General features: G+C 74.5%; 20 protein-coding genes. 10 read left to right on the forward strand and 10 right to left on the reverse strand.

Translation table 11 applies throughout. The annotated features are described in order from the left end of the window. Positions 1-387: 387 nt before the first annotated feature. Both ACFV04_RS25955 and ACFV04_RS25960 read left to right on the forward strand, forming a co-directional pair. Positions 388-1,809, forward strand: a complete 1,422-nt coding sequence (locus tag ACFV04_RS25955) for an acyl-CoA synthetase (RefSeq protein WP_380350182.1) — start codon at positions 388-390, stop codon at positions 1,807-1,809. Between the two features lie 293 nt (positions 1,810-2,102). Further along, on the forward strand, positions 2,103-2,969 hold the full coding sequence (locus tag ACFV04_RS25960) for a C40 family peptidase (RefSeq protein WP_380350185.1): 867 nt from the start codon (positions 2,103-2,105) through the stop codon (positions 2,967-2,969). 81 nt (positions 2,970-3,050) lie between these two features. On the opposite strand, the gene ACFV04_RS25965 is transcribed toward ACFV04_RS25960, so the two are convergent. Beyond that, positions 3,051-3,965, reverse strand: a complete 915-nt coding sequence (locus tag ACFV04_RS25965) for a PfkB family carbohydrate kinase (protein ID WP_380532730.1) — start codon at positions 3,963-3,965, stop codon at positions 3,051-3,053. A 458-nt stretch (positions 3,966-4,423) separates the two neighbouring features. On the opposite strand from ACFV04_RS25965, the gene ACFV04_RS25970 reads away from it, so the two are divergent. Together ACFV04_RS25970 and ACFV04_RS25975 are read left to right on the forward strand one after the other, a co-directional pair. Further along, positions 4,424-5,491 (forward strand): NUDIX domain-containing protein, encoded by a 1,068-nt coding sequence (locus tag ACFV04_RS25970; protein ID WP_380532733.1) that lies wholly within the window; start codon positions 4,424-4,426, stop codon positions 5,489-5,491. Positions 5,492-5,641: 150 nt separating this feature from the next. Next, positions 5,642-6,499, forward strand: a complete 858-nt coding sequence (locus tag ACFV04_RS25975; protein ID WP_380532736.1) for a DUF4184 family protein — start codon at positions 5,642-5,644, stop codon at positions 6,497-6,499. Here ACFV04_RS25975 and ACFV04_RS25980 read toward each other — a convergent pair. Then, entirely contained in the window at positions 6,475-7,839 is a 1,365-nt protein-coding gene (locus ACFV04_RS25980; RefSeq protein ID WP_380345117.1) for a dipeptidase, read from the reverse strand. The genes ACFV04_RS25975 and ACFV04_RS25980 overlap by 25 nt on opposite strands. A gap of 273 nt (positions 7,840-8,112) precedes the next feature. Here ACFV04_RS25980 and ACFV04_RS25985 point away from each other — a divergent pair, with 273 nt between their 5' ends. Then, the gene (locus tag ACFV04_RS25985; protein WP_380345115.1) at positions 8,113-9,375 is read left to right on the forward strand and encodes a geranylgeranyl reductase family protein; all 1,263 of its coding nucleotides are present in this window, start codon (positions 8,113-8,115) and stop codon (positions 9,373-9,375) included. Between the two features lie 135 nt (positions 9,376-9,510). On the opposite strand, the gene ACFV04_RS25990 is transcribed toward ACFV04_RS25985, so the two are convergent. Both ACFV04_RS25990 and ACFV04_RS25995 read right to left on the reverse strand, forming a co-directional pair. Continuing rightward, the gene (locus tag ACFV04_RS25990) at positions 9,511-11,781 is read right to left on the reverse strand and encodes a glycosyl hydrolase family 18 protein (RefSeq protein ID WP_380532739.1); all 2,271 of its coding nucleotides are present in this window, start codon (positions 11,779-11,781) and stop codon (positions 9,511-9,513) included. A gap of 324 nt (positions 11,782-12,105) precedes the next feature. Further along, on the reverse strand, positions 12,106-13,092 hold the full coding sequence (locus ACFV04_RS25995; protein ID WP_380345111.1) for an ArsR/SmtB family transcription factor: 987 nt from the start codon (positions 13,090-13,092) through the stop codon (positions 12,106-12,108). A 104-nt stretch (positions 13,093-13,196) separates the two neighbouring features. Here ACFV04_RS25995 and ACFV04_RS26000 point away from each other — a divergent pair, with 104 nt between their 5' ends. Continuing rightward, positions 13,197-14,621 (forward strand): MFS transporter, encoded by a 1,425-nt coding sequence (locus ACFV04_RS26000; RefSeq protein WP_380532742.1) that lies wholly within the window; start codon positions 13,197-13,199, stop codon positions 14,619-14,621. Between the two features lie 80 nt (positions 14,622-14,701). Here ACFV04_RS26000 and ACFV04_RS26005 read toward each other — a convergent pair whose 3' ends face one another. Together ACFV04_RS26005 and ACFV04_RS26010 are read right to left on the reverse strand one after the other, a co-directional pair. Then, complete coding sequence (locus ACFV04_RS26005; protein ID WP_380345107.1) at positions 14,702-15,106, reverse strand: RidA family protein; 405 nt, start codon at positions 15,104-15,106, stop codon at positions 14,702-14,704. Positions 15,107-15,170: 64 nt separating this feature from the next. Further along, positions 15,171-16,037 carry an ATP-grasp domain-containing protein gene (locus ACFV04_RS26010; protein ID WP_380532745.1) on the reverse strand — a complete coding sequence of 289 codons (867 nt, stop codon included), beginning with the start codon at positions 16,035-16,037 and terminating at the stop codon, positions 15,171-15,173. A gap of 428 nt (positions 16,038-16,465) precedes the next feature. Here ACFV04_RS26010 and ACFV04_RS26015 point away from each other — a divergent pair, with 428 nt between their 5' ends. Continuing rightward, positions 16,466-17,239 (forward strand): enoyl-CoA hydratase family protein, encoded by a 774-nt coding sequence (locus ACFV04_RS26015; protein ID WP_360262565.1) that lies wholly within the window; start codon positions 16,466-16,468, stop codon positions 17,237-17,239. Positions 17,240-17,341: 102 nt separating this feature from the next. Here the strand turns inward: ACFV04_RS26015 and ACFV04_RS26020 are convergent, their stop codons facing one another. Further along, the gene (locus tag ACFV04_RS26020; RefSeq protein WP_380532748.1) at positions 17,342-18,106 is read right to left on the reverse strand and encodes a maleylpyruvate isomerase family mycothiol-dependent enzyme; all 765 of its coding nucleotides are present in this window, start codon (positions 18,104-18,106) and stop codon (positions 17,342-17,344) included. A gap of 171 nt (positions 18,107-18,277) precedes the next feature. On the opposite strand from ACFV04_RS26020, the gene ACFV04_RS26025 reads away from it, so the two are divergent. Then, positions 18,278-19,033, forward strand: a complete 756-nt coding sequence (locus ACFV04_RS26025; RefSeq protein WP_380345101.1) for an acyltransferase — start codon at positions 18,278-18,280, stop codon at positions 19,031-19,033. 120 nt (positions 19,034-19,153) lie between these two features. Further along, a complete protein-coding gene (locus ACFV04_RS26030; protein WP_380532751.1) occupies positions 19,154-19,477 on the forward strand; it encodes a peptidoglycan-binding protein in 324 nt (107 codons plus the stop codon). A gap of 256 nt (positions 19,478-19,733) precedes the next feature. Here ACFV04_RS26030 and ACFV04_RS26035 read toward each other — a convergent pair whose 3' ends face one another. Further along, a complete protein-coding gene (locus tag ACFV04_RS26035; RefSeq protein ID WP_380532754.1) occupies positions 19,734-21,203 on the reverse strand; it encodes a helix-turn-helix domain-containing protein in 1,470 nt (489 codons plus the stop codon). Between the two features lie 222 nt (positions 21,204-21,425). Here ACFV04_RS26035 and ACFV04_RS26040 point away from each other — a divergent pair, with 222 nt between their 5' ends. Next, a complete protein-coding gene (locus ACFV04_RS26040) occupies positions 21,426-22,322 on the forward strand; it encodes an esterase/lipase family protein (RefSeq protein WP_380532791.1) in 897 nt (298 codons plus the stop codon). Positions 22,323-22,504: 182 nt separating this feature from the next. Here the strand turns inward: ACFV04_RS26040 and ACFV04_RS26045 are convergent, their stop codons facing one another. Continuing rightward, complete coding sequence (locus ACFV04_RS26045; protein WP_380532757.1) at positions 22,505-23,086, reverse strand: HutD family protein; 582 nt, start codon at positions 23,084-23,086, stop codon at positions 22,505-22,507. Positions 23,087-23,290: 204 nt separating this feature from the next. Further along, entirely contained in the window at positions 23,291-24,688 is a 1,398-nt protein-coding gene (locus tag ACFV04_RS26050) for an MFS transporter (protein ID WP_380532760.1), read from the reverse strand. Between the last annotated feature and the right edge of the window lie 6 nt (positions 24,689-24,694).

The raw sequence follows: 24,694 nt of genomic DNA on the forward strand, positions 1-24,694 counted from the left end.
GAGCTGGTCGACTACGGCGTGGTCGGTGACCTCTTCGAGGTCCTGCCGCAGCTCACCGCCGAGGTGAAGGCCCGCAAGGCCTGATCCCGCGGGAAGGTTCGGAGGGCGTGGCGCCGGGTGCTCGGTGCCACGCCCTCCGTCGTCGTCCCCGGAGCACGGCGGGTGGTGCCGCGGCCCGTAGAGTCTGCGCGAACGCGTGTGACGTGCGGGCATGAGCCGTACTCATGTCGGGGGATGAGCGGGGCTCATGACCCGATCGTGTGGCGGGCGGGGCATGAGCCGTCCTCATACCCCTGACCTGTGGCGTCCGGGGCATGAGGTGAACGCATGACCCGGACGTGTGACGTGCGGGACGCGACAGCGTGGGACGAGGGCGAGGACGGTGGCATGGCACTGCTGACGGCACTTCAGGGCGGATTCGGCGACGCGGCGGACGCGCTGCGGATCGACGGTCGGACGCTCTCCCGGGAGGAACTGCTGGGCGCGGCGACCGCCGTCGCGGACCGGGTGGCCGGCGCCCCCGCGCTGGCGGTGCTCGCCCGGCCCACCGTCGAGACGGTCACCGCCGTGGTCGGCGGCCTGCTCGCGGGCGTCCCGGTGGTGCCGCTGCCGCCCGACTCGGGGCCCAAGGAGCGCGAGCACATCCTGCGCGACTCGGGCGCGACGCTGCTCGCCCACGCCGCCGGGGAGGCGCTGCCCGGGTCCGGCCCGGTGGAGGGCCTGCCGGTCGATCCGCTGCAGCGCTCCGCCGCCACGTACGCCGAGCCGGCCGCGGACTCCACCGGCTTCGTGCTCTACACCTCGGGCACCACCGGCGCGCCCAAGGGCGCGGTGATCCGGCGCGGGGCGATCGCCGCCGACCTGGACGCGCTGGCCGCGGCCTGGCAGTGGACCGCAGAGGACACCCTCGCCCACGGCCTGCCGCTGTTCCACGTGCACGGCCTGTTGCTCGGCGTGCTCGGAGCCCTGCGCACCGGCAGTCGGCTGGTGCACACCGGCCGGCCCACCCCGGCCGGGTACGCGGCGGCCGGCGGCAGCCTGTACTTCGGCGTGCCCACCGTCTGGTCCCGGCTGGCGGCGGACCCGGAGGCGGCGGCCCGGTTGGCCCCGGCCCGGCTGCTCGTCTCCGGCAGCGCGCCGCTGCCCGTGCCGGTGTTCGAGAAGCTGGCCGCGCTCACCGGGCACGCCCCGATCGAGCGGTACGGGATGACCGAATCGCTGATCACCGTCAGCACCAGGGCCGACGGCGAGCGGCGCCCCGGCAGCGTCGGCCTGCCGCTGGACGGGGTACGCACCCGGCTGGTCGGCGAGGACGGCACGCGGCTGCCGAACGACGGGGAGACCGTCGGTGAGCTGCAGGTGTCCGGCCCGACACTGTTCAGCGGCTACCTCAACCGGCCGGACGCCGACGCCGAGGCCTGGACGGCGGACGGCTGGTTCCGCACCGGCGACGTCGCGGTGATCGGGCCGGACGGCTTCCACCGGATCGTCGGCCGGGCCTCGGTGGACCTGATCAAGAGCGGCGGCTACCGGATCGGCGCGGGCGAGGTGGAGGCCGCGCTGCGCGACCACCCGTCGGTCGCCGACGCGGCGGTGGTCGGCGTGCCGGATCCGGATCTCGGACAGGCGGTCGTCGCGTACGTCATCCCGGACGGCGCCGTGACGGGGGAACAGCTGACGGCTTTTGTGGCGGAGCGGCTCTCGGTGCACAAGCGGCCGCGCCGGGTCGTGCTGGTACCCGAACTGCCCCGCAACGCACTGGGGAAGGTGCTGAAGAAGCAGCTGCTGACGGAGGCCGACGGCCGGTGATGAGGGGGCGTCGGACGCCTCCCCGGTGACGGGTGTTCACCCTGATGCGGCGTCGGTGCTCACCGCCCGTGACCCCTTCCATTGGCGCACTCCACTGCGCGCCGTGAGCGGATGCGTGCCTAACGTGACGAACAGGCAGGCCTCGGTCTGCCCGGCCGTGGGAACCGGTGGTACCGGGACCACGGCGGTTCGAATCAGTACCGCAGCCGCCCGTTCCGGCGGCAGTCCGCAGCGAGTCGCGGCGATCCGCAGCCTCTCGCTGAGATCCACAGCAGTGAAGGAAGTCAGCAGGGATGACCACCGTCAACACCGGCGCACCGGATGCCGCCGACGAACCGACCGCGCAGCAGGCCGCTGCCACCGCCCGTTCCTCCCGTCCCTCCAGGGCCGCGCGGCTCCGCCGGGGGATAGGCATGGTGGCCGTGATCGCGACCGGAGCGGGCGTGCTCGGCCTCGGCACCGGCGTGACCCCGGCGGCGGCCGAGACCGCGCCGGCGCACGCCGGGTGGGACGGCTCGCGGTACTGGTTCAAGAACAGCCAGGGGCAGTGGCGCTGGACCTCGCACTACGACGTGTACGTGGCGCGGACCGGTGGCGGGACGAAGTCCACGACCACGTCGTCGAGCGGGGGGATCAAGCAGGGCTGGGACGGTTCGCGCTACTGGTTCCGCAACAGCAAGGGCGAGTGGCGCTGGACCACGCACTACGACATCTACCTGGCGCGGACCGGGGGCGGTTCCTCGTCCTCGTCGGGTCCCGCGGGCTCGGGTTCGTCCGGCGGCTCGGTGGCCGCGGACCCGGACGTCGAGACCGCCGTGCAGTACGCGCTCGCCCAGCTGGGCAAGCCGTTCCGGACGGCGGGCAACGGGCCGGACGGGTACGACTGCTCGGGCCTGGTCCAGCAGTCCTTCAGGCGCGGCGGCATCAGCCTGCCGCGGGTCGCCAACGACCAGTTCGCGGCGACCACGCCCGTCAAGGCGAGCCAGCTGCGCCGCGGTGACCTGCTGTTCTGGTCGCCGGACGGGACTGCGCGGGGCATCCAGCACGTGGCGATCTACCTGGGCAACAACCAGTACGTCGAGGCCGCGCGACCGGGGACCACCATCCGGATCTCGGCGATCAGCAGCGGCTACTACCCGGCGTTCATGGGGCGGCCGTAGCGCCGTCGCGGGTACCCGGGTTCGCGCGTCGGGGGCGTCCGGCAGGGCCGGCGCCCCCGATGCGGCTCGTTCGGCGCGCGGTCAGAGGTCCGTCGGCCGGGGGAGTGCGCCGCGGGCGCCGAGGGCGGTGACGGCGAAGGCCCCGGCGGCGACGGCGGTGGCCGCCGCTCCGGGGAGGTCGGCGCCGCGCGCGAGGCCGGCGGCGAGGGCGCCGCAGAAGGCGTCGCCCGCTCCGGTGGTGTCGACCACCCGGACGGCGGGGGCCGGCAGCCGGCTCGACCGTCCGTCCGTGAGGACCAGGGCGCCGTCCCCGCCGAGGGTGATCACGACGCCCTCGGCGCGGTCGGCGAGGAGCCGGGCGGCTTCGGTGACGTCGGCGGCCCCGGTCAGCTGGCGGGCCTCGACCGCGTTGGCGACGACCAGGGGGCGGCGCCCGGTCGGGCCGGTGTCGGGCAGGGCTCCGGCCGGAGCGGTGTTGTGCAGCCACCGGGTCCCGCCGGAGGGGCCCGCGGCGGGCAGCGCCGCGGCCGTCGCGCGGATGCACGCCGCGGGGACCTCGTTGCTGGTGAGGACCACGTCGACGGGGAGCAGACGCAGGCGACCCAGGGCGGCGGTGACCTCCTCCGGGGTGAGGTGCGCGTTGGCGCCGGGGACGACGACGATGCTGTTCTCCCCGGACGGGTCGACCATGACGATCGCCTGGCCGGTGGGCGCGTCGGGGTGCGTCAGCACGGCGCCCGTCTCGACCTCCGCGCCGTGCAGGTCGGCGAGTGCCGCCTCGCCCTCGGCGTCGTGCCCGATCTTGGCGACCAGGTGCGTCGCCGCGCCCATCCGGGCCGCCGCCACCGCCTGGTTGGCACCCTTGCCGCCGAATCCCCGGGTGGCGGTGTCGGCGAGGACGGTCTCGCCGGGGGACGGGAGTACGGGGCAGCGGAGGATCCGGTCGGTGTTGACCGATCCGATGACGACGACCCGGCCGACTGGCAGCAGCTTCATCGTTCCTCTGTACGTGCCCGGGTGCGCGCTGCGCAAGCGGGCGGGGCGGGCCCGGCGGGCGGGCGCGGGGCGAGGGGCGGTGGCGGCGCCGGCAGGAGCGGACGGGTGCCGAGGGGTGCCGAGGGGTGCGGACGGGGCAGGTCGGCGGCGCGGGAGCCGGGGCGCGAGCGGTGAGCGGGTGGTTGTGCGCGGGAGGTCGACCCATCCGGCGTCCTGTGCGTGAGCAGTGGTGAAGGGGTGCAATTTTGATGTAGACCGGTCTGCATATTTCCGCGCGCGAGCGCCTGGCCTGGGCACATGCCGCTGTCACTGGGCAATTCGGGGCGCGCGGGCGGGCGCGTCGGAGAGGCATGGGGAGCGGCGTGGCGCGGGTACCACCACGGGTGGCGCTGGTTCGGCTGACGGGGGCGCTGCCCGGTGCGATCGGCATCGGGGGAAGTCGAGGGGCAGGGGACGTTGTGATCGTCTGGGTCAATGGCACGTTCGGGGCGGGCAAGACCAGTGCCTGCCGCGAGTTGGTGGAACTGCTGCCCGGGAGCGTGCTCTTCGATCCCGAGCTGGTGGGCTTCGGTCTTCGCCGGATGCTCCCGGCCGACCGGCTGGCGACGGTGTCCGACTTCCAGGACCTTGCGGCCTGGCGCCGGCTCGTCCCCGAGACGGCGGCCGCACTGCTCGACGAGGTCGGGGGGCCGCTGGTGGTCCCGATGACCCTGCTCAGAGAGGACTACCGGGACGAGATCTTCGGCGACCTCGCCTCCCACGGGATCACGGTGCACCACTTCGTGCTGGACCCAGAAGAAACGATCCTGCGCGAGCGCATCGCCCACCGCGAGGAATGCCCGGACGACCCGGAGGCCAGCGCACGGGTCCGCACCTGGTGCATCGAACACCTGCCCCGCTACCGTGCCGCCCGCCGCTGGCTGGTCGGCGACGCCCGCATGGTTGACACCAGCGCGCTCACGCCGCAGGAGACCGCCCGCCGGATCGCCGAGCTGGTCCGGGTCGGCGCAGCCCGCTGCCCGATCGTCCAGAGCCCGGACCCGACGGGGGACACCGTGGCCTCCGCCGTCCTGTTCTTCGACGAGCAGGACCGCGTCCTGCTGGTCGATCCCGTCTACAAACCCGACTGGGACTTCCCCGGAGGCGTGGTCGAGCGCGGTGAGGCCCCCACCGACGCCGCGCTGCGCGAGACCGCCGAGGAACTCGGCCTGCGCCTCGACCCGGCCGGGCTGCGCCTGCTCGCCGTCGACTGGGAACCGCGCACCGGTCCGCGCCGCGGCGGCCTGCGGCTGATGTACGACGGGGGCCTGCTGGACGAGGCGGGCCGCCAGAACCTGCTGCTGCAGCCGGAGGAGTTGCGCAGCTGGCGCTTCGTCACACTGGACGAGGCCGCCGAACTGCTGCCGCCGAGCCGGTACCGGCGCCTGGCGGCCGCCCTGGACGCCCGGCGCGGTGGCGAGCTGCGGTACCTGGAGGCGGGGTGCCGGGTGGCCGTCGGGATGGCGAGCGCGGCGGACGCGGCGTAGCGGGGGCGCGATCGGGCCGTGGGCGGCCGGGCGGCCGGGCGGTTGGGCGGTGGCGCGGCGGGCGCGGCCGGGCGGTTGGGCGGTGGCGCGGCGGGCGCGGCCGCACCTCCGGGTTCGCCCGGCCGTCGGCGTCGGCGGGAGGATGGGGTCATGCCCTTCACGCTGAGCCACCCCGCCGCCGTCCTGCCCCTGCTGCGCCGTGCCGGGGTGCGCGGGCCGTTGGTGGCGTCGGCGCTGGTCGCCGGGTCCATGGCGCCCGACGTGCCGTTCTTCGCCGAGTCCCTGCTGCCCGGGGTGTACGGCCACGGCGGGCTGACGCACCGCTGGTGGGCGGTGCCGACGCTGGACGTGGCGATCGCCGGCTCACTGGTGGCCGGCTGGCACGGGCTGCTGCGGGGACCGTTGGTGGCGCTGCTGCCCGAGCGGTTCGCGGGCGGCGCCGAGGCGCTGACGGCCCGCCGGGTCGGAGCCGGCGGTGCCCGGGCGGGTGGTGTCGCAGGTGCGGACGCGGCCTGGTTCGCGGCGTCGGCGGCGATCGGTGCGGCCACCCACGTCGGCTGGGACGCGTTCACGCACGGGGGCCGGCTGGGCGTCCGGCTGCTGCCCGTACTGGACCGGTCGGTGGCCGGTGTGCCGGTGTACGAGGCGCTGCAGTACGGCAGTTCGGCGCTCGCGCTGGTGGCGATGGGAGGGTGGGCGGCGCGTGCGGTGCGGGCCGTCGAGCCGGCGCGGCCGGAGGTGGCGCTCGCTCCCGGGACGCGGCGGGCCGCCGTCGCGCTGCTGGGAGCGGCGACGGCGGCCGGGGTGCTGCACCGGCTCAGCCCGCTGAAGCGGAACCTGGTGCCGGAGGTCTGCTTCGGCGCCGGGGCCGGCCTCGCGGTCGGTGCCGTCGGGTACGCGGCGGTGGTGGCGGCCGTCCGACGGGTGCGCGGCGGACGGCCGGGACCGGGAGCCGCGAGCGGCGGCTCCCGGCCGGACGTCCGTCAGACGGAGCGCAGCTCGGCGTAACGACGCAGGAAGAGGGCCTCGGTGAGGGCCATCCGCTCCAGCTCCTGCGGGTCGACGCTCTCGTTGACCGCGTGGATCTGGGTGGTCGGCTCCTCGACGCCGATCAGCACGATCTCGGCCTGCGGGTAGAGCGAGCGCAGCGTGTTGCACAGCGGGATCGAGCCGCCTTCGCCGGAGGCCACCATGTCGGTGCCGAACGCCTCGGCCATGGCCTCGCCCATCGCCTCGTACGCCGGGCCGGTGGTGTCGGCGCGGAAGGCGGAACCGCTGCCCTGGCGCTGGACGGTCAGCTTGGCGCCGAGCGGGACCTGCGCCTCCAGGTGGGCGACCAGGGTCTCCTGGGCGGCCGAGGCGTCCGTGCCCGGCGGGACGCGCAGGCTGATCAGGGCCTTGGCAGCGGCCTGGACGGAGGAGGTGGCGCCGATCACCGGCGGGGCGTCGATGCCGAGGACGGTGACGGACGGGCGGGCCCAGAGGCGGTCGGCGATGGTGCCGGTGCCGGTCAGGGCGACGCCGTCGAGCACCTTGGCGTCGGCGCGGAACTGCTCCTCCGGGTACTGCACGCCCTCCCAGGTCTGGTCGGAGGACAGCCCGGCGACCGCGACGTCGCCGTTCTCGTCGTGCAGCGAGGCGAGGATCCGGACCAGGGACTGCAGCGCGTCCGGGGCGGCGCCGCCGAAGGCGCCGGAGTGCAGGTTGCCCGCCAGGGTGGTGACCGAGGCCTCGACCACCGTCATGCCGCGCAGCGAGGCGGTCACCGTGGGCAGGCCGGGGGCGAAGTTGCCGGTGTCGCCGATGACGATGGCGTCGGCGGTGAGCAGCTCGGGGTGGGCCTCCGCGTAGCGCTCCAGGCCGCCGGTGCCCTGCTCCTCCGAGCCCTCGACGATGATCTTCAGACCGACCGGGTAGGAGTCCCCGTACACCTGGCGCAGCGCCCGCAGGGCGGTCAGGTGCATCAGGATGTTGCCCTTGCAGTCGGCGGCGCCGCGCCCGTACCAGCGGCCGTCACGCTCGGTCAGCTCGAACGCGGGGCTGATCCAGGCGTCCTCGTCGAGCGGGGGCTGGACGTCGTAGTGCGAGTAGAGCAGGACGGTCGGCGCGCCCTCGGGGCCCGGCAGCTCGGCGTAGACGGACTGGGTGCCGTCCGGGGTGTCGAGCAGTCGGACGCCGGTCAGGCCCTCGGCGGCGAAAGCGTCGGCGACCCAGCGCGCGGCCTTCTCGCACTCCTCGACCGGGAACTGGCGCGGGTCGGCGACCGACGGGAAGGCGACCAGCTCGGCGAGGTCGGTGCGGGCACGGTCCATCAGGGACCGGACGGCGTCGGCCAGGGGCTGTGACATCGGGGCTCCGAGGGGGTGGGGCCACCCGCGGGGTACCGCGGGCGGAGCGGGGCGGTTGGGGTACTGCCGATCATAGGTGGCGCGGATCCGGGCGGTCCGGGGCGGGCGTCCGGCCGGTTCCCGGCAGGGCGACGGCGGCGCGGGGGTCTGCGTGGCGCGACAGGGCCGAGTGGCGCGGCGGGGTTCGAGTGGCGCGGAGGGGTTCGAGCGGTAGGGCGGGGTTCGAGTGGTGCGGCGTCCGGTGGGGCGGGTGGACGCATAGGATTGCTCGACGTGACTGACTCCGGAAGCTCCGATTCCCGTAGCCCGCTCGACAGCCCGCTCGAAGGGACGGCCTCGCCGCTCGACGACGCGGTTTCGCCGCCGGACGGCGTCTGGGACGTCGTGGTGGTCGGCGCCGGACCGGCCGGCTCCTCGGCCGCGCACGCCGCCGCCGTCCAGGGCCGCCGGGTGCTGCTGCTCGACAAGGCCGAGCACCCCCGTTACAAGACCTGCGGCGGCGGCATCATCGGCCCCTCCAGGGACAGCCTGCCGCCGGACTTCCAGCTGCCGCTGCAGGACCGGGTGCACGCCGTCACCTTCGCGTACGACGGGCGGTACACCCGGACCCGGCGGTCCCAGCGGATGCTGTTCGGCCTGGTCAACCGGGACGAGTTCGACCTGCGCCTGGTGCAGGCGGCCAAGGCGGCCGGGGCGGTGCTGGTCACCGGCGTGACCGTCACCGGTGTCGAGCAGCGCGGCGGCGAGCACCGGACCGCGCTGGTGACGGCGGCCGACGGGCGCACCTTCGAGGCCCGCGCGGTGGTCGGTGCGGACGGCAGCGCGAGCCGGATCGCCCGGCACGTCGGCGTCACCTTCGACCAGATCGACCTCGGTCTGGAGGCGGAGATCCCGGTACCGCCGCAGGTCGCCGCGGACTGGGCCGGCCGGATCCACCTCGACTGGGGCCCGTTGCCCGGCAGTTACGGCTGGGTGTTCCCCAAGACCGAGACCAGCAGCCTCACCGTCGGCGTCATCTCGGCGCGCGGCGACGGCGAGCGCACCAAGCGGTACCTCGCCGACTACGTACGGCGGCTGGGCCTGTCCGGCTTCACCCCCACGGTCGAGTCCGGGCACCTGACCCGCTGCCGGGCCGAGGACTCGCCGCTCTCCCGCGGCCGGGTGCTGGTCGCCGGCGACGCGGCCGGGCTGTTGGAGCCGTGGACCCGTGAGGGCATCTCGTACGCGCTGCGCTCGGGCCGGCTGGCCGGCGAGTGGGCGGTGAAGGTCGCCGAGGCGGGCAACGCGCCCGCCGTGCGGCGCGAGGCGCTCAACTACGCGTTCGCGGTCAAGGCCGGGCTGGGCGTGGAGATGCGTGCGGGCAAGCAGCTGCTGGGTGCCTTCGAGCAGCGGCCGTACCTGTTCCACGCGGCGGTGTGCCTGGTGCCGGCGGCCTGGCGGGCCTTCGCCCGGGCCACCCAGGGGCACACCACCTTCGCCCAGCTGCTGCGGCAGAACCGGGCGGCGCGCAAGCTGATGTCGATGGCGTCGCGGTAGGTGGCGGTGGGCGGCCCGTCGTGCCGGTGCGGGGCCGGTGCTCCTCCCGTGGTGGAGGAGCACCGGCCCCGTTCACCTCGCGTGCCCGGACCGAGGACCGGGGACCGGGGGGCCCGGGCCGGGTGGCGGTGAGCGCTACCTGAGACCGGTGTCGAGCGCGGTCATGAGCGCGCCCGACGGGGTGTCGCCGGACATCTCCCAGATCATGCCGCCGAGCAGGTTCTTCGACTTGAGGTAGGCCGTCTTCTGGGCGATCGACCAGGCGTCGTCGAACGTCCACCACTGGCCGCCGGCTCCCGTGTAGCCGTACGTGGCAACGGACTTGGGGTCGTGGTAGACGGTGAGGCCGGCCAGGCCGGTGATCAGGTTGTGGTACCCGCGGGTGCCGGCCTCCTCGGCGAACTGGCCCGGTGCGGCGCCGTTCGCGGACTGCCACACGCCCTTGGCGCCGCCGTCCGCCACGCCCTGCCAGCCGCGCCCGTAGAACGGGAAGCCGATGGTCAGCTTGCGCGGGTTGACCCCGGCGCCGAGGTAGGCCTGGACGGCCGCGTCCACGCTGAAGTGGAAGCCGTACGGGTCGTTCGGGTCCGCGTACAGGTTGGAGGCCTGGCCGGTGCGGTCGGGTTCCCACGAATTGTCGCTGCCGGAGCCGTGGAAGTCGTAGCCCTGGACGTTGGCGATGTCCAGCGAGGTGAAGATCCTGCCCAGGTCCCAGCCGGTGGCGACCTTCGCCGGGTCGGCCGGGGTGAAGGCGGTGAGCAGCTTGTGCGAGCCGCCCGACGCGTCGAGCTGCTTGCGGAACTCGGCCAGCAGCAGGGTCAGGTTGTCCTTGTCGTCGGCGCTCCAGTGGTTGCCGGCGTGGCCGTCGCCGGAGCCCGGCCACTCCCAGTCGAGGTCGACGCCGTCGAAGATCCCGGCCGCCACGCCGTCGCCGCCGGCGCCGTTGTAGACCGGCAGGTTGCCCTTGATCCAGGTGTCCACGCAGGACTTGACGAACTTCTGGCGGGAGGCGTCGGTGGCGGCGACGTCGGAGAAGTACTTGGAGTACGTCCAGCCGCCGAGCGAGACGACCACCTTCAGGTTCGGGTACTTGGCCTTGAGCTTCTTCAACTGGTTGAGGTTGCCGCGGAGTTTGCCCCAGCCGTCGTCGGCCACGCCGTCCACCGACTGGTCGGCGCTCATCGGGCGGGCGTAGTCGGCGTCGGCGTCGCCCGCCCCGGTGCCCTGGTCCGGGTCCTGCGGGTTGGCGGTGGTGCCCCTGGTGACGCCCGCGAGGCAGGTCAGGTTGACCGGATCGATGTTCTCGAAGGCGTAGTTGACGACGTCGAGCTTGGCGGCGCTGCCCGAGGTGTCGAGGTTCTTGACGAAGTACTGGCGGCCGTAGATGCCCCACTGGACGAAGTAGCCGACCCGGGCGTACTTCCCGGCGCCGACGAGGTCCGAGGTGGTCACGGAGAGCGGGGCGGAGGCGGGCGAGGCGTTGTCGGCGGCGTCGCGGGCCTTCACGGTGAAGGTGTAGGCGGTGGACGGCGACAGGTTGCCGACGGACGCGGTCAACGTGCCGCCGGTGACCGTCGCCACCGGCGCGCCGCCCTGGTAGACGTCGTACGCGGCGACCCGGACGTTGTCGGTCGCGGCGTTCCAGGCGAGCGTCACGTCCGTCGAGCCCACGGCCGTGGTCCGCAGGGCGGTCGGAGCGGTGGGCGGCACCCGGTCGGTGGACGGGTCGAAGGTGGCGGCGGTGACGGGTGCGCTGAGCGGGCCGGTGTTGCCGCGGCTGTCCCTGGCCCTGACCGTCAGGGTGTAGGAGGTGGCCGGGGTGAGGCCGGTGACCAGGGCGCCGGCGGTCGGGCCGGAGGCGAGGACGGTGCTGCCGTTCAGCACGTCGTACGAGGCGACCGGGAAGTCTCCGCCGGTGGCGGCCGGCCAGCTCAGGGCGAGCGTGTGCGCGGTGGACTCGGTGACCGTCGGGGTGCCCGGGGCGGACGGCGGGACGTCCGGGGTGCCGTCGCACTTGTCGCCGTTGATGCGGCAGTTGAGCGGCGTGGTGACCGGGCCGGTGCCGACGAACCAGAAGCTGTACGGCTCGGTGGTGCCGTGGGCCTTGACGGTGGAGTTGTAGAACGCGGCGACCACGCTGACGTGCCGGCCGGTGACGGTGGCGGTGCCGTTGTAGGTGCTGCCCAGGGTGACGCCGGCCGGGAGGTCGAAATCGAGGGTCCAGCCGGACACGGCGGTCGCGTTGTCGTTGTGGACGATGTAGGTGCCCTGCCACCAGGAGCCGTTGTCGGCGGTGGTGAACGTGGCGGTGAGCTTCCCGGCGGCGTTTGCCGGGGCGGCCAGTGCGGTGAGCGCGGCGAGGGGGAGGAGCAGGACGCTGAGCAGTGCGAGCAGTCTGCTGCGCATGCGCGGGCGTCCGGCCCGGGACCGAACGGACATGGTTCTCCCTGTGGCTGTGGCTGTGGGGGTTGGAACAGGGGGCGTAGAACCGGGGTACGTGGAGCCGGGGTGCGCGGGGCTGGGTACGTGGAGCCGGGGCGCGTGGGGTCGGGGTGTGGGGAGCCGGGGTATGTGGAGCCGGGGTTGATCCGTGTGCGATCGGTGCCCGCGCCGTGGGGAGGCGGGGCATGGGCACTGTAGGAGGACTGGACCAATGCGTCAACAGGTCTGTACCACTTGGGAGTTGGCGGACGGTCGCCCGTCATCCCGCCGCGGGCCGGCCCTCGCCGGTCACCTGTTCGCCCCCGTCAGCTCGTCCCCGAGCGGGCTGCGCCGGTACAGCACCGACCGGCCGTGCCGGGCCCGGGTGACCAGGCCGGTGGCGGCGAGGACGGACAGGTGCTGGCTGACCGCGCCCGGAGTGACTCCGAGGCGGTAGGCGAGGTCCGTGGTGGAGGCCGGTTCGGCCAGCAGGGCCAGCAGCCGGGCCTTCGGTGCCCCGACCAGCGACTCCACGGCCCGCGACGGCACCGGCGCTCCCCGGCCGACCATGCCCGCCTGCCCGCGCGCCGGGTAACTGATCTGCGGCGCCCGGTCGTTGCTGATCATCGTGATCGCGCCGCGGACGAAGAAGGTCGGGCAGAGCACCAGCCCGCGTCCGTCCACGGGCGTCTCCACGTCCCCGTCCGTCCAGTGCCGGTTGATCGACAGGACGCCGTCCTCCCAGCGGAGCCGGTGGTCCAGATCGGCGAAGAGGGCCACCGCGCCGTGCCGGGCGAGCAGCCGGGCGCGGTAGACCAGGTCGGCCTCCAGCACCGCGCGGGCCTGCGGCCACCACGCGGGGGCGAGACACACCTCCCAGTACTCCTCCAGCGCGTCCGCGATCCGTTCCAACAGCCGCTCCGGGTCGGCGAGTCCGGCGTCGAGCGAGGCGGGCAGCGGTTGGCCGTGCGGGAGGAAGGCCTGTTCCAGTTCGGCGCGCAACTGCTCCGGCGGCAGGGCGCGGACGGTAGCGAGTTCGGAGCGGAACTCGGGGGAGGGCGAGGCCGGGCGAGGCGTCAGGAAGTCCGGGACCCAGCGGTTCCCGGCGACCAGCGAGAGCAGCAGCCGGGAGTCCAACCGCTCGAAGGCGGGCCTGAGTTGCTCGAAGGCCCGGCTCTGGAGGTGGTAGACGCCCGGGTGGGTCCACATCCGCAGGCTGAGCACGGCCTCGTGGATCGGGGAGGCGGCGAACCAGGTGGTGGCGAGGTCGGCCAGGCGGAGCGTGAACCGGTGCACGGGTGTCCTTCTACTGGGATCCGGGCGGGCGGGCGGCCCGACTGAGGATTCAGCCAGAGCCTAAAGGAGTACTGCTCGGGGCCGGGGCGCGGTGGGATCCCTGCATGACCACCTCGACGACGGAGTCCTCCGCGCCCTCCCCCTCCTTGCCCGAAGACCCGGTCGGGTCCGCGGTACCCCGCAGCGCCGGCGCCGGCGTCGTCGGCGCCGTGCGACGGCGACTGCACCCGGACCCGACGGTCCGTCGGCTGGCCGGGATCACCCTGGTCAACACGATGGGCAACGGTCTCTCCCTGGCCGTCTCGGTGCTGTTCTTCACCCGGGTGCTCGGTCTGAGCGCCGCCCAGCTGGGCCTCGGGATGACCGCCGCCGGTCTGTGCGGGGTCCTCGCGAGCGTGCCGGCCGGCCGCGCCGCCGACCGCTGGGGCGCCCGGCGGGTGCTGGTGGTGCTGGTGTCGGTGGAGGCCGTCGGCACTGCCGGGTACGCGCTGGTGCACAGCTATCCGGCCTTCGTCGCGCTGGCCTGCGTGGTCTCCGCCGTCGACCGGGGCTCCGCCGCCGTGCGGAACGCGCTCTACGCCGAGGTGTTGCCCGCCGACCGCCGGGTGGCCGGCCGGGCCCACCTGCGGGTGGTGACCAACCTCGGGATCTGCCTGGGCACGGCCCTCGGAGCGGTCGCGCTCCAGGTGGACACCCGGCCGGTCTACCTGGCGGCGATCCTGGCCGACGCCGCCTCCTTCGTGGCCGTCGCCGTGCTGTTCCACCGGCTCGCCGTGCCGCAGCGGGCGGTGGTGGTCCAGTCGTCGGCCGGAGCGGCCGGAGCGGCCGGGGCGGCCGGAGCTGCGGGGGCGGCGGCGGACACCGGTACCCCGAACCCGTCGGACCCCTCGCACGAGGCCGCCGAGCAGGGGCGTCGGCGCAACCCGGCGCTGCGGGACGGCCCGTTCCTGGCCGTGACCGTGCTGAACGCGGTGCTCTGCCTGCAGTTCGCCGTCCTGGAGGTCGGCGTGCCGCTCTGGATCGTCCAGGAGACCGACGCGCCGAGGATCACCGTCGCGGGCACCCTGATCGTCAACACCCTGCTGGTCATCGCCCTGCAGGTGCGGGCCACCCGGGGCACCGAGGAGCGGACGGCCGCCGCCCGGGCCTGCGGACGCGCCGGGGTGCTGCTGGCCGCCTCCTGCCTGGTCCTTTCACTGGCGCACGGTCTGCCCGCGATCGGCGCGGCGGTGGTGGTGCTGGGCGGGGTCACGCTGCAGTCGCTCGGAGAGGTGGTCGGCCAGGCGGGCGGCTGGGCACTGAGCTACGACCTCGCGGGCGAGCGCGACCACGGCGCCTACCAGGGAGTCTTCAACGCGGGGACCGCAGCGGCGATGATGGCCGGGCCGGCGCTGGTCAGCACCCTGGTGATCGGGTACGGCGCGGTCGGCTGGGCGGTCCTGGGCGCGGTGCTGGCGGCGGCCGGACTGGCGATGCGTCCCGTCGTCCGGTGGGCCGGACGACGGGACGCGGGCCTCCGGGCGGGGTGAGCCCCGTCGGTCTGCGCCGGCGCCTGCCGGGTTCAGCCGGCTCCCGTCGGCTCCCGTCGGCTTCTGTGGGTTTCCGTCGGTTACTCGGGGAGGACCGCCACCGCCTCGATCTCGATCAGCACGTCGGGCTTGAACAGGGCCACCACCTGCATCGCGGAGGCGGCCGGCAGGGGCAGGGAGCCCAGGTACTCGTCACGGGCCTCGCGGATGTCCGCGAGGTAGGCGATGTCGGTCATGAAGAAGGTGAACTTCACGACGTGCTCGAACCCGGCCCCGGCGGCGGCCAGGCAGCGGCGCAGGTTCTCGAAGACCTGCCGCGCCTGCGCCTTCGGGTCGCCCACGCCGACCAGGTTCCGCTGCTCGTCGAAGGCGACCTGGCCGGACACCTGGACCAGCCGGCCGGTGCCGGTGACGACCTGGGTGTAGCCGGTGCCGGGCGCGACCCCGGGCGGCTCGGTGATGTGGGTGAGGTGAGTGGTGGTCATGGCGCGGATAGTGCGCCATGATCCGTCCGCCCCGCAAGCCCCGGCTCCGTACCGCCGACCGGCCTCAGCGCACCACCTCGGGCAGCTCGCGCAGGAACGGGCGGTCGGTGGTGAGGAGTCGGGCGGCCGGCCCGCCCGACCGCAGGACCACGTCGAGGACCGCGGCCGGGTCGGCTGCGTAACCACCGCTGGCCCATGCCGCGTTGGCCTCGACGACGGCCCAACGTCCCTTCTCCGTAAGGCCGACGTCCACCACGGAGGCGCTCGGCAACGGAGCGCCGGCCGCGGCCGCGGCCAGTACGTCGCGGGTGAACGCGAGCACCTCGGCGGCCTCCCCGGCGGGCACTCCGCCGGCGTCCCCGCCGGCCTCCCCGGCGCCCTGCCCGGCAGCAACGCACGCGGTCTCCAACGGTGCGACGGACAACTCGCCGTCCACCGCGTACCGCGAACCGGCCCGCACCTCACCGTCCAGCACGAACAGGCGGTACTCCACGCCGAACCGCACCACCTCGCTCACCAGCACCGGCGTGTCACCGTCGAGCACGTCCGGCCCCGGCAGTGCGCCGCCGTCGGGGTAGACCCGGGCGGCGAACAGCTTGTCCGCCGGCGGCTTGACGAAGGCCGGCCGGCCCAGCCGGCGCGCCTCGGCCAGGGTGGTGGAAACGACCCGGCGCCCGGTCAGGGCCGGTGGCAAGCGGGTCAGCCAGTCGGCGGACGGCTCCAGCAGACCGAGTCCGAGGTCCCGTCCGACGGCGTCGCCGAACAGCGGACCGCCGTACACGTGCACCCGCTCGCCGAGCAGTTCGCGCGGCGCCTGCCAGGACGTCGCGACGCATGCGCGCAGGCCGCGGCGCCCTGCGGCGGTGCGCAGCTGGAGGCCGGTCTCGTTGATGCGCGGCGCGAGGAGCAGGACGGGAGTGTCGGCGGTCATGGCGACGATGCTGCCGTGGGCGCGGTGGCCGTGACCACCGGATTTCGGCCGGGGGCCGCGGTTCGTCGGCCTCGGCCGGGCGGGACGCCACCCCGGCGTGCGCGGGAGGCAGGGGCCGGTGGGTGATGGCTCCGCCGCCGGTACAGGACAGCCGGTGCGGGACAGCCGGTGCGGGGCAGCCGGTGCAGGGCAGGGTGCCCGCGGCACGCGGCGGGTCGGCTCCGGCACGCGGGAGGTCGGACGCTCCTGAACGGCGGGTCGGCCGCCCGTACCCGGTAGGTCGGCTCCGGCACGTGGCAGGTTGGCTCTGGCCGAGGGGCGGGTGGGCGTGCCAGAGTCGTCCGGGCGCCGTCCGGCACCCCGGACCGCGCCCGCAGTCCCGTAGTCCGCAGTCCGACCCACCCTCAGCCGGAAGGCAGGCCCCGCCGATGACCAGCGCAGAGCCCCTCGTCCGCGTCAGCACCGCCGACGCCGTCACCACGCTCACCCTCGACTCGCCGCACAACCGCAACGCGCTCTCCACCCGCCTGATGGCCGAGCTGCACGCCGGGCTGGCGTCGGCCGCGGCCGACGCGGACGTCCGCGCCGTGATCCTCGGGCACACCGGCAAGGTGTTCTGTGCGGGCGCCGACCTCTCCGAGGCGACCGGCGCGGACCCGACGGTCGGCCCGCGCGGCCTGGTCGAGCTGCAGCGGGCGATCGTGGACTGCGCGAAGCCGGTGATCGCGGTCATCGACGGGCACGTGCGGGCGGGCGGGCTCGGCCTGGTCGGTGCGGCCGACCTCGCCGTCGCCGGACCGGCCTCGACCTTCGCCTTCACCGAGGTCCGGCTCGGCCTCGCGCCCGCCGTCATCTCGCTGCCGCTGCGCCCCAAGCTGGATCCGCGCGCCGCCTCCCGCTACTACCTCACCGGCGAGGTCTTCGACGCCGCCGAGGCCGCCCGGATCGGCCTGATCACCAGCGCCGGCGGGTCCGCCGAGGACACCGGCGTGATCCTGAAGGGCCTGCTGGACGCGCTGCGCCAGGGCTCCCCGCAGGGGCTGGCGGAGTCGAAGCGGCTGGCGAACGCCGAGGTGGTGCGCTCCTTCGAGCGGGACGCCGACGAACTGGTGGAGCTGTCGGCGCGGCTGTTCGGCTCGGAGGAGGCGCAGGAGGGCATGCGGGCGTTCCTGGAGAAGCGGCCCGCGCGCTGGGTGCGCTGACCGTTCGCGGTGGTGACCGCGGGTGCGCCGGCCAGTGGCGTCGTGCCGGCCGGCGCATCCGGGGCGGGACGTGGGAGGCGTCAGGCCTCGGCCCTGTCCGGCCTAGCCGATCACTGCGGTGTCCCGCCAGAGGTCGAGCAGGCCCCGGTCACCGGTCCGCTCGACCTCCCCGGCCTGCTCGGCGGGCAGCCGGTTCCACAGCAGCCGGTAGAGCTCGCGGGCCGGGCCGGCGAGGGTCAGGTCGGCCGGTTCGGCGCTCGCGTCGGTGGTGACGGTCAAGGGTTCCCGGGTGATCGTCACGTGCCAGGAGCCGGGCCCGTCGGTCGCGCGGACCAGGAGGGTTCGCCGGTGGTCGCTGCGCAGGGTGCTCCGGCTGCCGGTCATGAAGCCGCGCAGCAGTTCGTCGATGCCGTCGAGGGCGAGCACGGTGTCCACGGGCGGCCCGGGCACACCGGCTGCGGCGTCCGCGTCCTGCCGGTGGATGGCGGTCTCGTGCGCCTGCCGCCGGGCCCAGAACGCGAGCGGGCTGGGCGTGGGCAGGAAGCTCCAGCACGCGAGGTCGGCCGGGGCCGTGGTGAGCGTGTCCACCAACGTGGCGTGGCCCTCGCGGTACCAGTCGAGCAGTGCGGTGTCCGAGGGCACCGGCCCGACGGCCGCCTCCGCAGTGGCCTCGTCCGGCGGCGCCGACAGGCCCCGGGCGGTGATGGTGGCGGCCCAGCGGTGCACGGAGCCGACGTGTCGGAGCAGGTCCCGCACCTGCCACTCCGGGCAGGTGGGGACGAGGGCGGACAGGTCGGTACGGGCGGCGGCCTCGGCGAGCCGGGTGCCCTCGTGTCGCAGCGCGTCGATGTGCGCGGTGATCTCCATGGAGCGGAGTCTTCCATCGCGGAGCCGGATGGTCCGCGATTTTCGGACAGTCATTCGAATGGTCGGGTTGGGGAGCCTCCGCGGCGGGTGTGGCGGGCGGGCCGGGAGGGGGTGGTGTGATGTTGGCCGCCCGGCGGCCGGGCCTCCGCTACGGGCCGGTAACGTGAGCGCATGCCGATAACCCGCTCCCTCGTCTCCGCCGTCCGGGCAGGCGGCCGCCGTGCCGCCGGGCGCCTCGTCCACCGGGGTTGGCGCTGGGTGCAGACGGCGGGCGCGGTCACCAACCGGAGCCCCGGCCCGTACCGGTTCGGCGAGCTGGGGGACGGCACGACGCTCGCGTTCCCGCTCGGCGCGGTGTTCAACGAGCAGTGGATCACCATCGGGCCGTTCTCGATCATCGGCGAGCGCGTCACCATCAGCGCCGGGTTCCTGCCCGGCCTCGACCTCGGGCCGGAGCCGATCGTGCGGATCGGCGGCGGCTGCGTGATCGGCCGGGACAGCCACATCGTCGGCCACCAGTCGATCGTGCTCGGCGACGACGTCTGGACCGGGCCCGGTGTCTACATCTCCGACCAGGCGCACGAGTACCGCGCCACCGACCTGCCGATCGGCAAGCAGTGGCCGCGCAACGAGCCGGTGGAGATCGGCGCGGGCAGCTGGATCGGGACCGGTGCGGTGATCCTGCCGGGCGCCCGGCTCGGCCGGAACGTGGTGGTCGCGGCGGGCGCGGTGGTGCGCGGTGAGGTGCCCGACCACAGCGTGGTCGCCGGGGCGCCGGCCAAGGTGGTCCGCCGCTGGACCGAGGAGGAGGGCTGGCAGCCGCCGCTGCGCCACGACGCGCCCCAGCCGGTGCCGGAGGGCGTGACGGCGGAGCAGTTGCGTGCGCTGGTCGGGTGGGACCTGCGGCTGCCCGGCGAGCAGGACTGACCATGGTTTTGTCGATCCTTTAGGTGAATCCTCCACTGTTCTGACGATCTGTCGGTTGGCGTGCCTTTCATTCGATTTTGATCGACCTATGGACGATCAACCTGTGAACGGGGGAATCTCATGCGCAACCGTCTCGTCGGCGGCCTCGTCACCGCCGGAATCGTGCTGGCAGCCGGGATCGCGACCGCACCCGCCGCCTCGGCGCAGGCCTCGCAGTACTGCGGATACACGGCCGCCCAGCCCACGCTGCGGTACGGCAACACCGGTGACGCGGTGAAGCAGCTCCAGTGCGAGCTCAACCACGTCACGTACTCCTCCGGCAGCGCCCGGCTGGACGAGGACGGGATCTGGGGCAAGGGGACCGACGCGGCCGTCTGGTGCTTCCAGCGTGCACCGGCCTCGGGCAGGACGGTGTCGTCGGCCCGCAGACCTGGGACAAGCTGAACGGCTGGGTGCTGACCCACGGCTGGATCGACTATGAGGTCCGGATCTCGCGGAGGCGCTCGGCCGGACGACTGACCGCGCCTGCCGTCGGCACCCGGGCTGCGGCCGTCTCGTGGACGGCGGCGGTGCGGGTGCCTCCGGTTCCGCCCGGTGTGGGGTGCCGGGGGTGCCGGGGTTGCCGGGGTTGCCGGCGTGATGTTCCCGGGGGATGGGGTGGGGGCGGGGTCGAACGGCCGTGCGCGGAAGGGGGCCCGAACTACCCTGCGATGGAGCCCTGTTCGGCGGCCCGCGCCGCGATGGCGGCGGTGATCCGCAGGACGTCGGCGGGCCGGGCCGGATCCAGGCCGGTCAGGGCGGCGATCCGGCGCAGCCGGTAGTCGACGGTGTTCGGGTGCAGGTGGAGCGCGCTCGCGGTGTGCCGGCGGTTGAGGCCGCCCGCCAGGTGGGTGCGCAGGGTGGTGAGCAACTCCCCGGAGTCGGCCAGGGGTTCGAGCAGGGCGGCGAGCCCCGCGCGGGCCCGGCTGGGGCGGCTGAGCTGGTACTCCAGCAGGACGTCGTCCAGCCGGTGCAGCCCGGGTGGGTGTCCGAACGCCCGGGCGACGTCCAGGACTTCGTAGGCGAGGGCGGCTGCCTCCGGCACCTCGGCGGGTACGGCGGCGGCCGCACCGGCCAGGACCGGCGCACCGGCGGCCCGGGAGGCGGCAGCAAGGGTGGCGGAGAGCCGGGTCCAGGGGATCCCGGCACCGCCGTCAGGAGGTTCCGGCGGAACCGAGCCCGTGGGCACGGCCGACGCCGACAGGCGCGACGGCCTCGGGGGCGCGGACCTTCCCGTGAGTACGGAGGGCCCGGACGGCTTGCACGGTTCGGACGGCTTGGACGGCTGCCACGGTCTCGGGGACTCAGGCCCGTTCGGGGCCCCCGGCGCGTCGTCGAGCGGGACGAGCACCAAGCCGCCGGAGGACGTGAGCGCCGTGAGGGCCGACTGCCGGGTGCGGTGGTCGAGTTCGGCGCCGAGCCGGCGGAGCTTGCGGTGGGCGGCGACGCCCGGGTCGACGCCGGGGGAGTGCTCGTCGGGGTGGTCGGCGACGGACAGGCAGAGCACGGCGTAGCGGGCGGGCAGCCGGAGCCCGGCGCGTGCGGCGGCCCCGTCGGCGGGGGTGCCCGCGAGCAGTGCGGTGAGCAGGGACTGCCTGGCCGTGGACCGCCGGTCGGCGGTCGGGCGACGTCCGTCCAGGTAGCCGGCCCCGGCCGCGGTCGCGGCCTGCCGGAGCTGGTCGAGCAACAGCCGGTTGAGGACCAGTAGTTCGGCGGAGTCGCCGTCCCGGGCGTGCCGGGTGACGAACTCCCAGCAGACCTCCAGCCCGAGGTGGTGGGCGAGCAGGACGGCGTCCAGCGGCAGGCCCTCCTCGGCGCGCCGGGCGGCGGACTCCCGGACGGCGGCGAACTCCTCGGCGGGGGCTGGGAGTCCGGTGCGGACGGTGTGGGCGAGGGCGCGGATCCGGCGCTCGGTGTCCCGGGTGAGTTCGCCGGTGAGCTGCTCGCGCGGCAGCCGGCGGTAGACCGGCACGCGGTCCAGCAGTGCGGCGACCACGGCCTGGGCCAACTCGCGTACCGCGCAGAGGAGCCGCTGGTCGGCCGGGAGACCGCCGATCACCGGGACGCGCCAACCCGGTGCCGGTGCGGGGGTGTCCGGGGGCGTGCAGTGGGGTGCGTTGTGACCGGTCACAGAGAACACCGTCCAGGTCTGGGGGACACCCAAGGGCCGGGCCGGAGGGGCGACCGCATGATGGAGCCACTCGGGTTACCTGTTGGTAACAAACTTCCGCTGTGGAGGCAACAGTTGAGAACCCCACTTCTCCGCTTCTCCGCAAATCCCCTGCGACGCACGCTCGGCGGCACGTTGGGCGCGGCCCTGCTGGCGGGTGCCCTGCTGGTCGGCACGACCGCGGTGCCCGCGACGGCGGTGCCTGCGGCCGCGGCCCCGGCCGCCGGAGCCGCTACGGACGCCGTCGCCGCTGCCGGTACGGCCCGCGTGACCGCCGCCGAACTGCCGCCCGACGGCGACACGGTGGCCTCGCCGCCCGGCGCCAACGACTGGACCTGCCGGCCGACCGCCGCCCACCCCGACCCGGTCGTCCTGGTCCACGGCACCTTCGCCAACCGCTACGAGAACTGGCTGGCGCTCTCCCCGCTGCTGAAGAGCCTCGGGTACTGCGTCTTCGCCCTGGACTACGGGACCATCCCCGGCATCACCTCCACCGGAAGCGGCCTGCTGCTCCCGATCGGCGGGCTCGGCGCGGTGCCCGACTCGGCCGCCCAACTCGCCCGCTTCGTGGACCTGGTGCGCAACGCGACCGGCGCGCCCAAGGTCGACATCGTCGGGCACTCGCAGGGCGGCATGCTGCCGAACTACTACCTGAAGTTCCTCGGCGGCGCGTCCAAGGTCGGCAAGCTGGTCGGGCTGGCGCCCTCCAACCACGGCACGACGCTCGACGGGATCGTCAACCTCGCACCGTACTTCCCCGGCGTGGCGAACCTGATCTACACCGTCTGCCAGGCCTGCCGGGACCAGGCGGTCGGCTCCGACTTCAACAAGGCGATGGCCTCCCGGCCGGACACCGTGCCGGGCGTGAGCTACACGGTGATCTCGACCGTGTACGACGAGGTCGTCACCCCGTGGCGGACCCAGTTCCTCAACGGTCCGGGCGTCGACGACGTGGTACTCCAGGACCACTGCCCGATCTCACTCGTTGAGCACGTCGGGATCGCGTTCTCGCCGACGGCGCTGCACCTGGTGACCAATGCCCTGGACCCGGCGCACGCCACACCGGTGCTCTGCGGCTGACGGCGGCAGCGGTGCTCCTGCCCCCCCCCTGAACCGGGGGCGGGAGCGCCGCCGTTGCGTGCTGCGTGCTGGTCGGTGCGTGCTGGTCGCTGCGTGCTGGTCGGTGCGTGCTGGTCGGTGGGAGTGTGCCGGGTGGCGCTTGGCCGGTCGGCGCGTCGGCGTGGCGGGCCGGGGCGCGTGCGTCAGTGGGCCGTACGGAAGGTGATGACGGCGGTGACGCCGTCGGGGCGCAGCTCGTACGTGCCCGCCGCGTCGAGCAGTGCCGCGTCGTAGCGGGCGAGTTCGACGGCCTCGGCACCGCCGACGACGGCCGAGCCCGCGAGGCACACGAGGAGGGAGGTGCTCCCGGCCCGGACCTCGACGACGGCGGGCGCGGTGGCGAGGTCCACGGTGGCCTCGACCCGGCCGCGCCGCGTCATCACGTTGAAGTCCACCACGGGGCCGGCCAGCAGGCGGCAGTCGGTGGTGGCGTCGCCGGAGAACGGGAACGGCCGGTACGGCGCGTCGACCAACTGCTCGACACCGTCGACGGTGAGTGCCATGCCGGCGCCCTCGACCAGGGTGATCACCCGGTCGATGCCGGGGAAGGGGGAGAACGGACCGGCCGAGGCCACGTCGGCCAGGCTGACCCGCCAGTCGAACCGGTCCAGGCCGGCTCCGGCCGGGAATCCGGCGACCTCCCTGGTCACCCCGCCCCCGTTGAGCCACGCCGTCGCCGGCCGCTCGCTCGCCCGCAGTACCTGGAAGCGTTCGCTGGTCGTCATGGCCCCGCATCCTGCCACTGTCGGGTCGGATCCGTCAGCCGGGGAGGGGGTGAGGGGGTGGAGGCGGCAACGGGCAGAGGGGCAAGGGGGCAGGGAACGGGCGTCAGCAAACAGATGACAGCTGACAGATTCCAACATCTGTCAGCTGTCATCTGTCATCCGCTACCCGATGTCCGTCGCCCGTCGCCCGTCGCCCGTCGCCCGTCACCTGAACCGCCGCCCGACCGACAACGGCAGCAGCGCCGCCGCCGTCGCGGCGACCGCGACCGTGGTGAGGGCCAGCGGCAGTCCGGCCGCGTCGGCGAGGAAGCCGATCACCACCGGGCCGATCAGCATCCCGCCGTAGCCGAGGGACGAGGCGAGCGCGACGCCCTGCGGGCCGCCCGCCTCGCCGGCCCGGGCGATGGCGAGGGGAAAGAGGTTGGCCAGACCGAGGCCGACCAGAACGAACCCGCAGATCGCCAGCGGTGCCACCGGGGCGAGGGCGGCGACCAGCATGCCGGCCGCGGCCACCAGCCCGCCGAGCAGCATCAACCGGGTCTGCCCGAGCCGGATGGACAGCCAGGTGCCGCCGACCCGCCCGCTCGCCATCGCGAACGCGTACGCGCCGTAGCCGGTCGCCGCCACCGAGGCGCTCGCGTGGACGTCGTCCGTGAGGTGCAGGGTGGTCCAGTCGGCGATCGCGCCCTCGCCGTACGCGGTGCACAGCGCGGTGACGCCGAGCAGCAGCACCAGCAGACGGGCCGGCGAACGGCCCGCTCGCGAGCCGCTGGTCCGCGAGCCGCTGGTCCGTGCGCCGCTGGTCCGTGCGCCGCCCGCGGGCCCGCCCGGCCCGTTCGTCGCGCCGCCGTTCGCCGCACTGCCGCCCGTGGCCCCGCCGTCCGTCGACCCGCCGTTCGGCGCACTGCCGTTCGCCGGCCCGCCGTGGTGCGCCCGTTTCGTCCGGTCGGGCGCGATCAGGGGCGCCGCCGGGCTGCGCAGCAGCACGACGCCGGCGCCGACGGTGACGGCCAGGCCGAGCAGTCCGCTGAGCGCGAGTGCCCACGCGGTGCTGAGTGGTCCTGCGAGCAGTCCGCTGACGCCCGTACCGACGAGCCCGCCGAAGCTGTACCCGGCGTGGAAGCTGGGCATGACCGGCCGTCGCAGTTGCGCGACGAGGTCGACGGCGGCGCTGTTCATCGCGACGTTGGCCCCGCCGTACCCGGCGCCGAACAGCAGCAGCGCGGCGCCGAGCGTGGCCACCGAGTGGGTGTGCGCGGGCAGCAGGACGGCGAGGCTGAGCAGGGCGAGCGAGCCGACGGTGACGGGGCGCGAGCCGTACCGCAGGCAGAGCCGTCCGACCGCCGGCATGGTGAGGACGGCCCCGATCGACAGGCAGAGCAGGGCGAGTCCGAGGGTGCTGTGCGACGCACTGACCTGGCTGCGGACGTCCGGGATGCGGACGACCCAGGCGGCGAAGAGGAAGCCGTCGACGGCGAAGAACGCGGTGAGCGCGATGCGTGCGGGGCCCCAGGGGCTGTCGGTCACCGGGGGTGTGCTGCGAGACTGGGGGGAGGGGCGGCTCGGTGCGGGATGGGCGCGGATTTTGTTTCGAAGCGGCACAAAGTA

The sequence above is a fragment of the Kitasatospora sp. NPDC059599 genome (assembly GCF_042735125.1).
GTDB lineage: Bacteria > Actinomycetota > Actinomycetes > Streptomycetales > Streptomycetaceae > Kitasatospora.

What these genes read in the sequence shown, in the direction of transcription:
- ACFV04_RS25955 (WP_380350182.1), top strand. Translation starts at nt 388, where the DNA reads ATGGCACTGCTGACGGCACTTCAGGGCGGATTCGGCGACGCGGCGGAC.
- ACFV04_RS25960 (WP_380350185.1), top strand. Translation starts at nt 2,103, where the DNA reads ATGACCACCGTCAACACCGGCGCACCGGATGCCGCCGACGAACCGACC.
- ACFV04_RS25965 (WP_380532730.1), bottom strand. Translation starts at nt 3,965, where the DNA reads ATGAAGCTGCTGCCAGTCGGCCGGGTCGTCGTCATCGGATCGGTCAAC.
- ACFV04_RS25975 (WP_380532736.1), top strand. Translation starts at nt 5,642, where the DNA reads ATGCCCTTCACGCTGAGCCACCCCGCCGCCGTCCTGCCCCTGCTGCGC.
- ACFV04_RS25980 (WP_380345117.1), bottom strand. Translation starts at nt 7,839, where the DNA reads ATGTCACAGCCCCTGGCCGACGCCGTCCGGTCCCTGATGGACCGTGCC.
- ACFV04_RS25990 (WP_380532739.1), bottom strand. Translation starts at nt 11,781, where the DNA reads ATGCGCAGCAGACTGCTCGCACTGCTCAGCGTCCTGCTCCTCCCCCTC.
- ACFV04_RS26000 (WP_380532742.1), top strand. Translation starts at nt 13,197, where the DNA reads ATGACCACCTCGACGACGGAGTCCTCCGCGCCCTCCCCCTCCTTGCCC.
- ACFV04_RS26005 (WP_380345107.1), bottom strand. Translation starts at nt 15,106, where the DNA reads ATGACCACCACTCACCTCACCCACATCACCGAGCCGCCCGGGGTCGCG.
- ACFV04_RS26010 (WP_380532745.1), bottom strand. Translation starts at nt 16,037, where the DNA reads ATGACCGCCGACACTCCCGTCCTGCTCCTCGCGCCGCGCATCAACGAG.
- ACFV04_RS26015 (WP_360262565.1), top strand. Translation starts at nt 16,466, where the DNA reads ATGACCAGCGCAGAGCCCCTCGTCCGCGTCAGCACCGCCGACGCCGTC.
- ACFV04_RS26020 (WP_380532748.1), bottom strand. Translation starts at nt 18,106, where the DNA reads ATGGAGATCACCGCGCACATCGACGCGCTGCGACACGAGGGCACCCGG.
- ACFV04_RS26025 (WP_380345101.1), top strand. Translation starts at nt 18,278, where the DNA reads ATGCCGATAACCCGCTCCCTCGTCTCCGCCGTCCGGGCAGGCGGCCGC.
- ACFV04_RS26030 (WP_380532751.1), top strand. Translation starts at nt 19,154, where the DNA reads ATGCGCAACCGTCTCGTCGGCGGCCTCGTCACCGCCGGAATCGTGCTG.
- ACFV04_RS26045 (WP_380532757.1), bottom strand. Translation starts at nt 23,086, where the DNA reads ATGACGACCAGCGAACGCTTCCAGGTACTGCGGGCGAGCGAGCGGCCG.